At 72.2% G+C, this 15,592-nt stretch carries 11 protein-coding genes and 1 pseudogene; 2 read left to right on the forward strand and 10 right to left on the reverse strand.

Annotated features, from left to right (window positions below; all coding sequences use genetic code 11):
* Positions 1-61: 61 nt before the first annotated feature.
* The 5 genes from RMT89_RS22135 to RMT89_RS22155 all read right to left on the reverse strand — a co-directional run bounded on the left by RMT89_RS22135 (position 62) and on the right by RMT89_RS22155 (position 6,477).
* Entirely contained in the window at positions 62-1,408 is a 1,347-nt protein-coding gene (locus RMT89_RS22135) for an MFS transporter (protein ID WP_315885489.1), read from the reverse strand.
* On the reverse strand, positions 1,401-2,582 hold the full coding sequence (locus tag RMT89_RS22140; protein ID WP_315885490.1) for an ATP-grasp domain-containing protein: 1,182 nt from the start codon (positions 2,580-2,582) through the stop codon (positions 1,401-1,403). Before RMT89_RS22140 ends, RMT89_RS22135 begins: the two co-directional genes overlap by 8 nt.
* Positions 2,579-3,808 carry an ATP-grasp domain-containing protein gene (locus RMT89_RS22145; RefSeq protein ID WP_315885491.1) on the reverse strand — a complete coding sequence of 410 codons (1,230 nt, stop codon included), beginning with the start codon at positions 3,806-3,808 and terminating at the stop codon, positions 2,579-2,581. Before RMT89_RS22145 ends, RMT89_RS22140 begins: the two co-directional genes overlap by 4 nt.
* A 97-nt stretch (positions 3,809-3,905) precedes the next feature.
* Positions 3,906-5,132 carry an ATP-grasp domain-containing protein gene (locus RMT89_RS22150; protein ID WP_315885492.1) on the reverse strand — a complete coding sequence of 409 codons (1,227 nt, stop codon included), beginning with the start codon at positions 5,130-5,132 and terminating at the stop codon, positions 3,906-3,908.
* A 454-nt stretch (positions 5,133-5,586) separates the two neighbouring features.
* Positions 5,587-6,477 (reverse strand): aminoglycoside phosphotransferase family protein, encoded by an 891-nt coding sequence (locus tag RMT89_RS22155; protein ID WP_315885493.1) that lies wholly within the window; start codon positions 6,475-6,477, stop codon positions 5,587-5,589.
* Positions 6,478-6,778: 301 nt separating this feature from the next.
* On the opposite strand from RMT89_RS22155, the gene RMT89_RS22160 reads away from it, so the two are divergent.
* Both RMT89_RS22160 and RMT89_RS22165 read left to right on the forward strand, forming a co-directional pair.
* Positions 6,779-8,029, forward strand: a complete 1,251-nt coding sequence (locus RMT89_RS22160) for an ATP-grasp domain-containing protein (RefSeq protein WP_315885494.1) — start codon at positions 6,779-6,781, stop codon at positions 8,027-8,029.
* 322 nt (positions 8,030-8,351) lie between these two features.
* The gene (locus RMT89_RS22165; protein ID WP_315885495.1) at positions 8,352-9,608 is read left to right on the forward strand and encodes a helix-turn-helix domain-containing protein; all 1,257 of its coding nucleotides are present in this window, start codon (positions 8,352-8,354) and stop codon (positions 9,606-9,608) included.
* 71 nt (positions 9,609-9,679) lie between these two features.
* On the opposite strand, the gene RMT89_RS22170 is transcribed toward RMT89_RS22165, so the two are convergent.
* The 5 genes and pseudogenes from RMT89_RS22170 to RMT89_RS22190 all read right to left on the reverse strand — a co-directional run.
* Positions 9,680-10,651 (reverse strand): alpha/beta hydrolase, encoded by a 972-nt coding sequence (locus tag RMT89_RS22170; protein ID WP_315885502.1) that lies wholly within the window; start codon positions 10,649-10,651, stop codon positions 9,680-9,682.
* A 50-nt stretch (positions 10,652-10,701) separates the two neighbouring features.
* Positions 10,702-11,121 (reverse strand): RidA family protein, encoded by a 420-nt coding sequence (locus RMT89_RS22175; RefSeq protein ID WP_315885496.1) that lies wholly within the window; start codon positions 11,119-11,121, stop codon positions 10,702-10,704.
* 81 nt (positions 11,122-11,202) lie between these two features.
* Positions 11,203-12,375 carry a cytochrome P450 gene (locus RMT89_RS22180; RefSeq protein WP_315885497.1) on the reverse strand — a complete coding sequence of 391 codons (1,173 nt, stop codon included), beginning with the start codon at positions 12,373-12,375 and terminating at the stop codon, positions 11,203-11,205.
* On the reverse strand, positions 12,372-14,210 hold the full coding sequence (locus RMT89_RS22185) for a condensation domain-containing protein (protein ID WP_315885503.1): 1,839 nt from the start codon (positions 14,208-14,210) through the stop codon (positions 12,372-12,374). Before RMT89_RS22185 ends, RMT89_RS22180 begins: the two co-directional genes overlap by 4 nt.
* A gap of 15 nt (positions 14,211-14,225) precedes the next feature.
* Positions 14,226-15,461 (reverse strand): annotated as a pseudogene (locus tag RMT89_RS22190) (amino acid adenylation domain-containing protein); the annotation flags it as partial.
* Positions 15,462-15,592: the final 131 nt, after the last annotated feature.

Here is a 15,592-nt window from a genome sequence, read left to right on the forward strand (position 1 = left end):
CGACGGAGCTGTTGTCGGTGATACGGCGAGGTGGGCGGCGCCTTCCTGCACGACCTCCCCGTCATCGTGTCGGCGTTGCTTCCGGTTCCCGGGCGGGCAGTGTGCGGCAGGCCAGCACGAACAGCAGCCAGCCCACGACCGCCGTGAGCGCGAACAGCAGGATCGACTTCCACAGGCCCAGCTGTTCGCCCAGCAGACCACCGAGGAACGCGCCGACCGGCAGGGTGCCGTACGTGAGCATGCGGTAGGCCGCCATCGCCCGCCCCAGGACCTCGGAGGGGATCACCGTCTGGCGGAAGGAGACCACGTGGACGTTGTAGATGGTCAGCCCGAACCCGTAGACGGCGAAGGTCAGCGTCGCCAGGGGGAAGTTCCATGCCGACCCGGGACCGGTCGGCAGCAACAGCAGGGGCGCCAGTGACGCGGCGCAGCTGGCCAGGACCAGAATCCCGGGAAAGCCGAAGCGGTTCCCGGCCCGCCGGGCCACGAACGCCCCGGCCAGCGAGGCGATGCTGCCGAAGGCGAGGACGAAGCCGACGCCGCCCGCGTCCATGCGCAGCGCCTTCACCGCGTAGACGAGGAACAGGGTCAGAATCGCCTGCTCGCACAGGTTGAACCAGCCCGCCTGCATGCTCAGCACCCGCAGGGTGCGGTCACGCCACAGCAGCTTGAACCCGGTGAGCATGTCGGCCAGGCGCGGACGCCCGGCCGTGGGCCTTTCGCGCGGCGGCTCACGGTGCCGGATGAGCAGGATGCTGACGAACGCCGCCAGGTAGGCGGCGACATTCGCCAGTATCGCCAGCCACGCGCCGAGCGCCTTGATCAGCAGGCCGCCCGCGCCGGAGCCGCCGATCTGGGCCACGGAGTACGACCCCTGCAACTTGCTGTTGGCGTCCACCAGATCGCGCTGCGGCACGAGCGTCGGCAGATAGGCGAGGTAGGCCACGTCGAACACCGAGGTCCCCGCGCCCACCACGAAAGCAATCACGCACAGGGCCGGCACGGACAGCGTGTCGGTGAGATACAGCACCGGCACCAGGGCGAGTGCCGCCGCCCGCACCAGGTTGGCGACCAGCAGCACCGTCCTGCGGTCGAAGAGGTCGATCAGCAGGCCGGCGAACGGGGTGACGCACAGCGCGGGCAGGAACTGCATGGCGGAGACCACTCCGACCTCCGCGGCGCTCGCCCCCAAGGCGGCGAGCACCAGCATGGGCAGCGCCAGCTGCGTCACCTGCGCGCCCATCGCGGCGACCGTCTCGCCCGACCACAGCTTGAGGAAATCGCGGTTGCGCCACAGACCGGGCCGTTGGTTCCCGGTGCCGCCACCGGCGCGCACCGCGTCGCTCCCGACCCGGGTCCGGTCCTCCTGCTCGCTGTCTGCCGGCCGCCCGGCCGTCGCGCTACTCACCTCGGTAGACCTCTGCACCTCGGCTCAGCACTGCCAGCGCCGCCGTGACCTCCGCACGGTCGCCCGCGACGATCCCGTGGCCCAGGCGGTCCACCAGGCCGCGCGGCGCCCGGTGCACGGTGCCCTCGCCGGTGGTGTACCGCAGCTCCCGCAGGGTGCCGAGCAGCGGAGGCGCGGAGGCATTCGCCGGCGTCACCGGATAGGTGAACGGCGTCTGTCCGTCGCCGACAAAACAGCGGACGGCTGCGCACTGCGCCGCAGGCGTCCCCGGCACGATGCGCTCGCCCGCCACCGCCGCCAGTTCCGCGCGGTAGAGGTTCCAGCCGGTGGTCAGCTCCACAAGGCGAGGGATCTGGTCGCCCGCGGGACGCCCGGCGATCTCCATCAGGACCGGACCCTTGTCGGTCAGCCGGAACTCCGCATGGGACACGCCGGCCTCCATGCCGAGGGCGTCGAGGACAGTGACCGTCGCCGCCTCCAGTGCCTCCCGGTCGGAGTCCGGCAGCGTCGCGGGCACCACATGGCCGACCTCCACGCAGTACGGCGGCCGGGTCAGATGCTTCTCGGTCACCGCGAGGACCTGGTGCTCCCCGTGCGCCCAGGTCACCGACTCGACGCTGTACTCCGTGCCGCGCACATAGCGGTCCACGGCCACCCGGCCGCTCGCCGACAGCGCCACCGCCGCGTCGAACGCGCCGCCGAGCCCGTCCGGCCCGGTGACGATCTGTACGCCGCCGCTGCCGCCGTAGTCGGTCGGCTTGACCACGACCGGGAACCGGCCCTCGATCAGGTGCTCGCACTCCTGCAGCGTGCGCGCGACGCCGAGCTGCGGGGTGGGCAGACCCGTCTCACGCAGTCGGCCGTGCATCAGACCCTTGTCACGGAAGCGGCCCTCGGGCATCCGGGTGCCCGGCACGCCGAGTTTGCGCGCGACCTCACGGGCCGCGTCGGTGCACAGTTCCGCCCAGCACAGCACCGCGTCCCAGGTGAAGTCGGCCGAGTCGGCCGCCTCCAGCATGGAGTCGACCGACCCGTCACTGGCCCGCCACCAGTCGCACAGGTCGACGGGAATGCGGTGCGGCAGGTCCATGACCCCGACGAAGTGCCCTGCCGCCTGCAGGGACTTCAGCCCGAAGTCCTTGTGCTCACCGATGCCGGCGATCAGCACCCTCATCGTGCGTCCTCCTGCCGGCCGAAGACCTCGAAGCCCTGCTCCAGCTGACGGAAGGCGGAGTCCAGCGAGCAGCGCAGCAGGCCTGCGGCGTCCACCTCCTTGATCCAGCGCTTGCCCGCGTCCAGGTCGCCGATCCTGGTGAGGAGCTGCATGCGGTCGGTGCCGGTGAAGCACCGGTTGGTGGGCCGGCGCGCGGTCGACACCATCACCTCCGCGCCCTCGGGGTGGGCGGGCACCTCGACACCCGGTATCTCGGTGCACGGCAGCTCGATCGTCACCGCGCGGGACTCCACCTGCGGCAGCGCATCGCCGAGTGCGGCCGCGGTGAACACCGCGTGCGGGCTGGTGCCGGTGCCGGTCAGTGCCAGGTCGGTCAGGCCGCCGAAGCGCGGGTTGATCTCCAGGACGACGATGTCGTCGCCGCCGTCGACCACGGCGAAGTCGATCTGCCACGGACCGAACGGGGCGAAGTTCTCCTGCAGGTCGGTGACGAACGCGTCGAGCCGGGCCGCCGCGCCCGCGGGCAGCTCGTACGGCGTGACGCGCGCCCGCAGCGTCGGTTCGAGGCCGTCGTCCAGTGGCCCCATCGAGACCACCGGCCAGCGCATGAGCGTGCCGTCGGCGCTGATCAGCTCGATCCCGGTCTCCTCGCCCTGCGCGAAGGCCTGCACGATGGTGGGGTACGCCAGGCCCGCGGCGAGCACCCCGTCCAGGTCCTCCTGGGAGGCGGCATGGAAGCGTCCGTCGCCGGCCTGCGACCGCGCCTCCTTGATCACCAGCGGGAAGCCCACCTCGGCGGCGGCCGCGGCGACCTGCTCGGCGTTCTCGCACACTGCGCCGGCCGGCACCGGCCAGCCTCGCTCCGTGGCGGTCCGGTGCAGCGTCACCTTGTCGCACGCGATTTCGGCGAACGGTGCGGAGTGGGCGACGAACCGGCCGTTCCAGCGGGCGGCGGCGCGGCCGTAGACGATGGGCAGTTGCTCCTGGCCGTGGGGGTAGGCGTTGGCGATCGCGACGTCGGGCCGCTCGGCCTCCAGGACGGCCAGGACGTCGTCCGCCGTCCAGTTCAGGTCCATCAGTCTGACCTCGACACCCTCGTTGTCGAACTCCGAGGCCGCGTCGAACTCGATGGCCGAGTACACGACGATGTCGGTGTAGCCGCGCTCGCGTAGGACCGGCAGAAAACGGGCGATCTTGTACTCGCCGAAAAGCAGAGCTTTCTTCATCACTTGCTCCAGTGGGTGACAGCGATCGTGCAGGAAGTGGGGCGAAAGGGCAGGGCCGGGGTGGACGGGACCGCGGCGCCCGGGAGGGCGGGGACGCTCAGGAGGGCAGCGGCTCACCGTGTACGGCGGCGGCCTCGGCCAGCTTGAGAAGGCGTGCGTCGATGACCGCGATGTCGTCGCCGGTGGCGATGGCGTAGCCGGCGCGGCCGAGGAACCCCCGGGGCGGCAGGCACAGTTCGGTGCCGGTCTCGGTGACCGTGCGCACCTCGTGCACCCACGGCTCGTCGGCGAGCGCGGACGGCAGTTCCAGACGGGTGAAGGCCAGGTCCGTCGCCGGATACAGGAAGCGGATGCCGACCACGCCCTCGGGTGCGGCGATGGGCTCGGGGACGCGGCCCGTGGCGACCGTGCCGAGCACCCGGCCGACGGAGAGCCCCGGGACGGCGAGTTCGGCCAGGCGCGGGATGAGGTCGCCGCCGAGCCGGCCGTTGACCTCGACCACCTTCGGGCCGTCGCTGGTGAGGATCAGCTCGGTGTGCGTGATGGTGCGGTCGGTGCCCAGGGCCCGGTTCGCGGCGATCACCACCTCGCGCACCCGCGCCTCGGTGGCGGGGTCGAGGACACGGCCGGCGACGTGTGCGACCTCCTCGAAGTAGGGCGGGTAGTCGGTGCGCTTGGCCGCGATCGAGAAGGGCTCGACCCTGCCGTCCAGCACCCAGCTGTCCACGGCGATCTCCGGGCCGGAGAGGAATTCCTCGACGAGGACGAGTCCGTCCTCGATCGAGGGGTTCTCGACCTCCTGCACCTGCGCGAACGTCTCGCGCAGCTCGGTCTCGGAGTGCACGATCCGCACGCCGATGCTGGCGGCCCGGCCGCGCGGCTTGAGCACCACGGGAAAGACGAGGGACTCGGCGGCGCGCACCGCCTCGGCCTCGGACGCGGCGAGCGCGAACCGGGCGGAGGGAACGCCGGCCGCCCGGAAGCGCTCGCGCTGACGCGCCTTGTCCCGGCAGGCCTGGGCCGCCGCCACCGGCATGGCCGGCACGCCCAGCCGGGCGGCCACCTCGGCGGTGTGCGTCACGAGGGACTCGTCCCAGGTGACGACGCCTGTGACGGGGTGCTCGGCGGCCAGGTCCGCGGCGGCGGCGTGCACTGCGGCCGCGTCCTCCACGTCGGCCGTCCGGTGGTCGGCCACGTACGGCAGTTGCCAGTCCAGCGGCGCCGGCCCGATCAGCACGAGCCGGAAAGCCTCGGCAAGCCCGCGCAACGCGTACTCACGGAAGTGCCGGTGGCCCGAGCCGATGACAAGGACGCTTTCCTTCATGTACCTACTCCTCGCTGGTGGGCGTGCGGGTCGGGGTCCTGTGGGCCCGGTGGCCTCATGGGCCCAGGGGCTCCCAGGCCGGTGGGCGGCGGGCGGCACGGCTGCGAACCAGGGGTCCGGACGTCGGCAGGATGTCGTGCGAGCCGAGTCGACGGAGGGACGGAAGCCGAGCGGGCTCGCTGGAGCCCTTGGTCCCGGCCAAGGGCTCCGCCGCGCTCTTCACCGCACGCAGAGCCGCCCGCGGAAGGCCAGGAACAACAAGAGGTGTGGATACAAAGGACAGACCCTCGGCTTGCCAACGACGCTATCGCAACTTGCCAAGTACTGGCAAGGCTTGGCAAGCCGAGGGCGGCGGTGGCCCCGTCGGCGCGGACCCCCGGTCCGGTCACCAAGCAGCATCAGGGTCCGGATCCATTCCGTGACGGATCCGGACCCATGACGGGGCGAGGCAGAACTACTGCATCGACTCCAGAATGCGGTCGAGTGTCCGGCGCCCCATTCCGCTCATCGTCGGATTGGTCTCGACGTAGTACCAGACGACACCCATCGCCTGCTGGAACGCCCAGGCCTTGCCGCGCTCCCACTCCAGTTCGTCACAGCCCAGGGCGCGCCGCAGGACGTCCCGCGGGCCCGGCTCCAGCAGGTGCCAGGCGCTGACCAGATCCAGCGCGGGGTCGGCCGGGCCGAAGCCGCCGGTGTCGAGTACGCCGGCGAGCCGGCCTCCCGCGACCAGCACATTGCCGGGAATCAGGTCGCCGTGGTTCATCACGTCGGCACCCCTGCGCGGCAACTGTCTGAAGTGGCTCCACAGGTGGCGCAGCCGGGGCACGTCGAGCAGCCCCTCGCTCTCCTCGAAGCACTCGGCCATCCAGTCGTCGTGGTGAGCGAGCACGCCGCCACGGCCTTCGCCACGGAAAAGCCGCCCCCGGGTGTCGGCTTTCCGCAGGTCCGCGATGAAGGCCGCGAGGTCCTCGGCGAAAGCATCCGACCCACCCGGATCGGCCTCGAAGGCGACCGTTCCCGGCACCCATGTCTGGACCGACCACGGCATGGGATACCCCGCGCCAGGCTTCCCAAGGGCGACGGGTTCCGGAACAGGGAACCGGGACACCTGCGCAAGCTCCGCGCTCGCCCGCGCTTCCTGTTCCAGTACGGCCCACGCCTCGGCAACACCGGCCAGACGCAGGGGAAAACGAGCCGAGAGGCCGTCCCCGATGCGGAAAATGCCGTTGACCGTCCCGGTCGACGGCAGGGGTCGAATCACCTTGTCGCGCCACTGAGGGAACTGCTCCTGGACCAAGGCGGCAACAGTCTCGGCGGTCACGTCCACTTGATCATCGTGCATGTGAGGTTCTCGCGGGCCCTTCCCGTTGATGACTGAATCCAAGGTTCCCCGTGGACAAGACGCGAGGGCCCCGTGTCTCGCAACTCCACGTCCCGGGCTGCAGCGGCCGCGCCGGCCGGTGAACTGGAGGGTCGCACACCCCACGGACCCGACACGCTCTTCAGGCGCTCTCCGGCGGCAGGACACTTCGCCTTGACCGGGCGGCTCCGCCCAGAGAGAGTGACAGGCGCTGCCTGCCCGGTCAATAATGATGGCAATTATCCTTGCCAGGTGTGGCAACTGAATGCTCAGCGGAGGCAGTATGCGAGCGGAACACCCCTTGGTCGTCCTCGTCGACGCGTACGGGACGGGCAGACACCTGCGCGCGGCCTTCGCCGGACTCGGTGCCAACGTCGTGCACCTCTCCAGCACGCCCGAACCCCTCAAGTCCCTGAAGGCGCCCGACCTGAGCAGCTACGCGGCGGCTCTCGTCGCCGCCGCCCCGGTCGAGACCGCCCGGCGGCTGGCCGAACTGCGCCCGGCGCTCGTGGTGGCCGGGCAGGAACCCGGCGTACCGCTCGCCGACCTCATGTCCGAGATGCTCGGCCTGCCGACCAACGGCTCCGCGCTGTCGGCCGCGCGCCGCGACAAGTACCTCATGATCGAAGCCGTACGGAAGGCCGGAGTGCGCTGCGCCCGCCAGTTCAGGTCCGACGACCCCGCCGCCGTCGCGGCATGGGCGAAGGAGCAGGACGGCCGGCCGGTCGTGGTCAAGCCGCTGGCCGCCTCCGGCGCTCAGGGCGTGTCCATCTGCACCGGTCCGGACCAGGTGCGCGACGCCGCGCGGGCGATCCTCGGGTCCGTCACCATGTACGGAGAGACCAACACCGAGGTGCTGGCGCAGTCCTACCTCGCCGGTACCGAGTACATCGTGGACACCGTCTCCTGCCGGGGGCAGCGCTACAACGCCGGCGTCTGGCGCTACGACAAGCGGCGCCGCGGCGCCCGCAACGTCTCCCACCGCGACGTACTCGTCCCGCCGGACGACCCGGTGGTCGCCGAGCTCACCACGTACACCCACGACGTGCTGGACGCCCTCGGCATCGAGTCCGGCGCCGCTCACGCCGAGGTGATGATGACGCCCGACGGTCCCGCGCTCGTTGAGATCGGCGCCCGCATGAATGGTGCGATGCATCCGGAGTTCGACGCTGGGTGCTGCGGCGCCGACCAGGCCCGGGCGAGTGCGCTGGCCTGGCTGCGCCCGGCGGAGTTCGCTCAGGAGTTCGCGGGCCGCACCTACAGCCGGCTCCGGGAGGCTTTCGTCTACCATGTGGCCACCGACTCCGCCGGCCTCGTGGAGTCCGTGGACGCGTCGGTCCTGGCGGAGATCGACGCGCTCGATTCCGTACGGGCGGTCACGGTGAAGCCCGGCCCAGGCGACCGGCTCAGGCCTACCGTCGATCTGCCGTCCAGCCCGCTCACCGTGCACATGGCCCATGCCGACGCGGCGGCCCTGGCCCGCGACCAGGCCCGGGTCCTGGCGCTGTCCAAGGGCCTGTTCCACCTCGCGTAGGGCTGCCGGCGGCCGCCGTGCGCCGCCGCTGGAACACGCGCAGCGGAAAGCCCCAGCGTGACGAGGAACCGGGCGGTTCGCAAAGCGGACCCGGATCGCCCGAGTCCCGATCCCGGTCGCCGACACTCGATGACACATTGATTTGCCAGGGATTGCCGTCCATTCTTCCGCGTGCCGGAACGGGCGGCGGACGGACGCCGACCCCCGCATTGTCACGTAATAGGCAAACGATTTGCCAGACGGTTTCGCGAGCGCTAAGATTGCCCGCCAAAGCGCTGACGCGCGATCAAGTGGCATGATGAGAAGTGATTGCAGGACTCACATGACGGACGAGTCGTCTTTCGGCGCGCGCCTCAAGGCACTGAGGCTCCAGCGGGGGCTCTCTCAGGCCGCGTTGGCCGGTGAGGAGATCTCCACCGGGTACTTGTCCCGGCTGGAGTCGGGTGCACGCCAGCCCACCGAGCGAGTGATCGCCTACCTTGCCAAACAGCTGGGCGTGGAGCGCGCGGCCCTCGAGGCCCCGCCCGCCTCAGGGGCTGCCGGCGCCACCGGCGGCAACCCGCTCACGCAGGCGTTGAGCATCGCCGCCTCCTCCGACAGCGACGAGTCCGTCGAGGAACTCATCAGGGTGCTCGCGACCGCCGGGGCGGTGGATCCGTTCCTGCGCTGGCAGGCCCTGTGGGTGATCGCCGGCTACCGGTCCCGCCACGGCGAGCGCGCCGAGGAGCAGGCGTGCCTGGAAGAGCTGGCCGAAGTGGCCGACGAGCTCGCGCTCCCCTCGCTGCAGTGCCGGTCGGGCACCCAGCTCGCCCGGTGCCTGCGCTCGGTGGGGCAGGTCGCCCGTGCCCTCGACCTTGCAGAGCGCGCGTATCAGGTCGCCAAGGACGCGGGCCTGTCCGTCACCGATACCGGGACCGCCCTCCTGGCACTGGTGTCGGCCGAGGCCGAGTCGGGCCGTCTGCCCGAAGCCCGCGCACACGCCGGGGAACTTGTCGAACTCGTGGCGGGCAAGTCGGACGCACTGCGCGCCGAGGCCCTGTGGTCGGCTGCCACCGTCAGCTCCCGTCAAGGGGACGACGAGGCGGTCCACGCCTACCTGGAACAGGCCATGCATGTGCTGGACAGCCGTGACGACCCCATCCTGTGGGCCCGGCTGAGGCTCGCCGCGGGCTCGCTGTACCTGCAGTCGAGGCCCGCCCTCACGGAGAAGGCCCGTACGTGCCTCACGCAGGCCGAGGCGGCGCTCTCGCTCGTCGGCACCCCCGTCCAGCAACAGGAACTCCTGGTGCTCCAGGCGCACCTTGCGTTCGAGGAGGGCCGCTACCCGGACGCCCGCGCCGCCCACGACCGGCTGGACTTCGAGAATCTGCGCCTCACCTACCGCGACCGGATCCGGCTGCAGATGCTCGACAGCCTGCTCCTGATCGCCGAAGGCCACCAGCAGCAGGGGCGCGCCCGGCTCAAGCAACTGGGCGAGGAAGCCCGTCACGCTTCGAGCATGGACCTCGCCGCCGAGATCTGGCGGGTCCTGGCCGAGTCCCTGGAGAGCGCCGGGCAGGCGGACACCGCCCAGCGCTGACCGGCGTACCGCCCGGCACCACCCCGCCCGCGCGCCACTCGGCGCCGGGCAGGACGGCACCGGCGGAACTCTCAGCCGGCGAGTACGCGGCGCATCCACGCCACGCGTGCCTGATGCGCGGCCTTCGAGACGACCGCGTCCGGAACCCACTCGTCGAAGCTGTGGAACGCCCCTGACCACACGTGGAGTTCGGCCTCGCCACCGGTCTGCCAGATGCGGGACGCGTACGTGATCCCCTCGTCGCGCAGCGCTTCCACAGAGCCGACCTCGATGAAGGCGGGCGGGAGTGCGGACAGGTCCTCGGCCCGGCCCGGAGCTGCGTAGCAGGAGACGTCCGGACCGCCGCACCGCTCCCCCAGCAGGGCCGTCCACCCCACCAGGTTGGACTCCCCGTCCCACAGGCCGACGCGCGCCATCTGCCCGGCCGAGAACGTGGAGCACCGGTCGTCGAGCATGGGGAACTGCAGAACCTGGCCGACCGGGCGCGGACCCGAGCGGTCGCGCGCCAGCAGGGCAAGACCCGCGGCAAGGGCCCCTCCTGCGCTGTTGCCGCTGAGGAAGATGCGGTCCGGGTCGAGGCCGAGGCCTGCGGCGTGCTCCGCCAGCCAGCACAGGCCCGCATAGCAGTCCTCCACGGGTGCGGGGTCGGGGTGTTCAGGGGCCAGCCGGTACTCGACGGAGACCACGGCCGCCCCGAGCTCCTGGGCCCGGTCCAGTTCGCCGACCAGTTCGGTGCTGCGGTGGCTGCCGGCCACCATGCCGCCGCCGTGCGTGTGGTAAATGACCGATACGGGCCCCCGGACCGCCGCCGGCCGGCAGATCAGCAGGGTGATCGCCGGGGCGCCGGCCGGGCCGGGCACCATGCGCTCCTCGATCTCGAACGTCCCGTCCCGGCGTATGTGCTCGTCGCTCAGTCGCCCCGAGGTGGAGCGGCGGCGCCGGTCCTGGACCAGCTCGGATGTCAGGGGCATGGGAAGGTCGCGGAGGATCCGGTCGATCGGCCCGGCGAGCTCGGCGTCGAAGGGCGGCGGCGTGGCCTGCAGCCCGGCGTGCCGGAGGGAAAAGGTGGGGTTCATGGGGTACGTGGTCCGGTCTACTCGACGGGCAGCAGGGCGAGGGCGTCCACTTCGAGCAGCAGATCGGGGCGGTAGAGCGCGACGATCTGGACCACCGTGCTCGCCGGCGGGCGCTCGGTGTCGATGAACTCGTCGCGCGCGGCCAGGATTGGGGGGACGAAGGCGATGTCCGTGACGAAGTAGGTGAGCTTGATGACGTCGTCGAAGGTGGCCCCGGCGGCGGCGAGGCAGCGCTCCATGTTGGCGAAGACCTGCCGGGCCTGGGCCGCGGGGTCCCCGGCGCCGACCAGCTCGCCGTCGGCGTCGAAAGGCATCTGGCCGGCGATCGCGGCCACGCGGCCCGGCCCGGTGACCACATGGGTGTACCCGGAACTGGGGGCGACCCCGGCGGGGTGCGAGATGTGTACGAGACCGGGCTGGTCCTTCGTGTCCGTCATGTCTTCACTCCTGAACGGGGCATGAGATGGGTGCGGTGGTGTGAGGGGGCAGACAGGGGGCGGGCGCCACGGCCCTGGCGGTCACTTCGCGGTGAGGCGGAGCGGCAGCGTCTCGGGGCCGCCCACCTCGATCGAGCGCAGCCGCCGCACGGGGCCGCTCTGCTCGATCCGGCCTACGGTGTCGAGCAGTTCCGTGAACAGGACGCGCATCTCGGCCCTGGCCAGCGTGGAGCCGATGCAGAAGTGCTCTCCGGCGGCCAGGGCGATGTGCCGGTTCGGGCTGCGGGTGATGTCGAAGACGTACGGATCGGTGAACACGTCCTCGTCGCGGTTGGCCGAGGGCAGCCACAGCACGACGCGGTCACCGGCCTCGACCCGCGTGCCCCGGATCTCCACAGGGCGGGTGGCGATCCGCATGCTGTGCGTCGCGCTGGAGGTCCAGCGCAGGATCTCCTCGACGGCACCGGGCATCAGGCTCCGGTCACCGGCCAGCCGCTGCCACTGTTCGGGGTGCTCCAGGAAGGCCTGCATGCCCCCGATCAGGGCCAGTCGGCCGTTCTCGGTGGCCCCGATGAGGTTCTCGCAGTTGAAAACCGCCTCCTCCTCGGTCAGCAGCTCGCCGTCCACCGTGCCGTTGACGAGGGCGCTCACCAGGTCGTCGGCGGGCTCCTCCATCCGCTGGTAGAGCAGCTCCATGAAGTACTCGACGAGCTGGGGGTGCGAGACCAGTGACGTATGGGCCTCGAACGCCTGGTTCGTCCACCGGTACAGGTCCTCGTGGTCCCGCTCGGGGATGCCCAGGATGTGGCAGATCACCGACAGCGACAGCCGGCCCGCCACGTCGTCCGCGAAGTCGCAGGAGCCCAGTTCCACGGCCCGCCCGAGGACCCTGCGTGTTGCCGCCCGGACGTAGCCCTCCAGGCCCCGCACCGCGCGGGTGTTGAACCAGTCCGCCATCAGGCCGCGCAGCTGCTTGTGCCGCGGGGCGTCGGTCAGGGCCAGCGTCATGCCGCCGCCCGGGTCGTCTCCGGGGCGCAGCAGCACGCCGCGTGCCGAGCTGAAGGTGGCGGCGTCCCGGTACACCGACCGGATGTCCTCGTAACGGGTCAGGGACCAAAACGCGGGCAGCTCCGCCGCCTCGTGGCGGTACACCGGGGCGTGCCCGCGCATCCACTGCCACACGGGGTGCGGATCACCGCTCGCGTGCAGTGCGGGGTCGGTGAGCAGGGCGGGCGATACGGCGGTCGTTGTCATGGAGTGACTCCTGGGAAAAGGGTGCGCACACGCTCCGCGAAGCGCTTGGAGACCTCGCGCGCAGTGCTCTCCGCGACCGCGTCGGGCCGGAAGGCGGTGTGGACGAGCAGTCCGCCGCCGGCCGCGGGCCACAGCTCCGTGTGCAGTTCGAGGGGCAGGTCCAGATAGGGCTGCCGCAGCAGGGTGGTCCGCGCGCCCACGAGGTCCAGCCTCGGCGGGACGTTGTCCTGGCAGGCGAAGAGGGTCTGGTACAGCGGGGGCCGGCCGCCGCGCGGCGGCTCCACCAACGACAGGACGTCGGGGAACGGCACCTCCTGCGCGGCGAAGGCGCGGGCGGTGGTCTCGGCGACCCGGGCGACCGCGGACGCGTCGCCGTCCAGGGCCGCCCCGCGCAGCCGCAGGGTCAGCATGTTGATGTGGCATCCGATGGCGCGCTCCAGCTCCACACCGTCGCGCTGGGCCACGGGAACGCCCACGGCGAAGTCCCGCTGCCCGGTCGACTCCGCGAGGCTCGCCGCCCACAACGCGAGCAGGACCACGAAACGGGTGACCCCCGCAGCGGCGGCCACGGCGTCGGCCCCGGCCACCGCCTTCTCGTCCAGCACGGTCTCGACCAGCCCCGGCGTCCTCGCCGCCGACGACTCGGGGCCGGCCGGCCACCGCATCGCCGGTACGTCCGCCAACTCGGAGCGCAGGAAGGCATGGTGGGTCTCCGCCGCGGCCTCCCGCAGGAGCGCCCGGCGCTCTTGGTGCACCGCCGCCAGGGTCGGACGGGGGCTCAACTCGGGCGTGCCCGAGGTCACCGCCGTGCGGTACGCGGCGCTCAGGTCTTCGGCGAGGATCCCCTCCGACCAGCCGTCGAAGGCGACGTGGTGCACCACGCAGCCGAAGACCGCCGCGCCCGCCTCCGGCGTCGGGCCGGTGACGGGCACCAGGACGGTGCGCCACACCTCCCCGGCGTCCAGGGCCAGCTCCGCGGCGAGTTCCGCGCGGGCCGCGCACGCCGCCGCGGCGACGGACTCCTGGGCGGGCAGCACCTCCACGGGCGGCGGAGGGATGTCCACGGGTTCCGCGGCGGGCCGCGGGTCGAGTACGTACGCGGCCCGCAGGGCCTCGTGGCCGCGGTGCACCTCGGCCACGGCCGCCTCCAGCGCCGCCCGGTCCAGCGCGCCCTCGACCGCCCAGGTCATCAGGCAGTGCCCCGTACGGTCCGCCGGATCCAGCAACTGCGGGGTGAGGTAGACGAGTTGCATGGGCGACAGAGGTACGTCGGCGGAGCCCTCGGACTCGGCGTGACCGGCCGGAGGCGAGGCGGGCTCCGGCACGGCGGCCAGCCGGTGGGCGAGGCCCGTGACCGTCGGCTCCTGGTACAGCCAGGAGACCGGGACCGGGCGGGACAGCGCTGCCGCGAGCCGGGCGCAGAGCCGGCCCGCGCCGAGGGAGGTCCCGCCGAGGTGGACGAAGGGCACGTCGAGGGGGACCGCGTCACGTTCCAGGACGGAGGCGAAGCACTCCGCCACGGCCCGCAGCACGGGATCGCCAAGGTCGGCGGGCCTGACGCCGGGCTCTGCCGGGTGCGCCGCCTCCTGCTGCGGGCGGCCGGGGGCGGCCGGTCCGGCCGCCTCGGCCAGCGCCAGCAGGGCGCGTTCGTCCAGCTTGCCCTGCGCCGTGACGGGGAAGGCGTCGACACTGACCACCGCGGCGGGTCGCTGGTAGGCGACCAGGGCCTCTTCGAGCACGGCGAGGGCTCCTTCCAGCGGGTCCCCCTGCCTCACCGGCACGCAGCACGCGACCAGTTCGCGCTCGCCGCGGGCGGCGTCGCCACGGGCCAGCATCCTGCAGTGCCGTACGGCGGGCAGGAGCCGTTCCACCTGGCGCTCGACCTCCGCCGGCTCGACGCGGTGGCCCCGGATCTTCAGCTGCCGGTCGGAGCGGCCCTCGTAGTGCAGCAGGCCGTCCGGGTCCCAGCGGCCGAGGTCACCGGTGCGGTAGACGCGTACCTCGCGTCCGTCGATCCGTACGCGGGTGAACTTCAGCGCGGTCAGCGCGTCGTCGTTCAGATAGCCGAGCGCCAGCCCGTCGCCGGCGAGGCAGATCTCCCCGGTCTCGCCGACCGCGCACGGCCGGCTCCCGTCCAGGACGTGGACCTGCGTACCGGGCACCGGGCGCCCGAGGGGAATGCCGCCGGGAAGGTCGCAGTCGGCCTCCGTGATGCGGTGCGTGGTGGCGAAGACCGTGGACTCGACCGGCCCGTAGCCGTTGAGGAGCACGATGCCGGGATGCCTGCGCAGGAAGCGGCGGACGTGGCCGGCCGAGAGCCGTTCCCCGCCGATCGCGACCTGGCGCAGCCCCGCGAAGGCGTCCGGGGCCTCGTCCACGATCATGTTGAACAGGCTCGCGGTCATCCAGGCTGTGTCCGCGCCGTGCCGGGAGACGGCTCCGCGCAGGGCCGCGGGGGAAAGGTAGGGGTCGGTCACGACCACCGAGGTGCCGCCGTTCAGGAGCACCGACCACAGTTCGAGCGAGAAGGCGTCCCAGGGGGTGGCGGCGGCGAGCGGCATCACCGTGTCGGCGGTGAACTCCGCGAAGGTGCCCGGCTGGAAGAGGCGCGCGGTCGCCCGGTGCGGGCTGAGCACGCCCTTGGGCCGGCCCGTGGTCCCGGAGGTGAAGAAGACGCACGCCGGATCGTCGGCGCCGACGGCCACGGGCGTGAAGCCGGCGGGGGCCGCCGACGCCTCGGCCACGACGGGGGGCGGCGTCCACACGGTCGGCGCGAGTTCGGCCGGCGCCTCCTGGCCGTCGCGGGCGATGAGCAGGGGCGGCCGCAGGTCGCGCAGCACCTCCCGCAGCCGGTCCGCGGGCCACTCGGGGGCCAGCAGGGCGTAGGCCGCCCCCGCCTTCAGGACCGCGAGGAGCGCGGTGACCAGCTCCGTGCTCCTGGGCAGCAGCACCGGCACCAGCGCGCCGGGGGTGACTCCCGCGGCGACGAGTCCCGCGGCCCAGGCGTCGGCCGTCGCGTCGAGTTCCGCGTACGTAGTGGTGCGGCCCCCCTCGACGAGGGCGACGGCCCCAGGGCACTGTGTCGCCCTTCGGGCGAAGGACTCGTGGAGTCCCTCGCCGGGCGCGGTGTTCCGCCGACCCCCTCTCTGTCAGCCTTGGGTGAGACGCCCCGCTTCGTCGGGTTAGCCTGAGAGGGCACGACAGGAGAACCACCCCC

Origin of the sequence: Streptomyces sp. P17, assembly GCF_032436805.1 — a bacterium.
Taxonomy (GTDB): Bacteria; Actinomycetota; Actinomycetes; order Streptomycetales; family Streptomycetaceae; genus Streptomyces.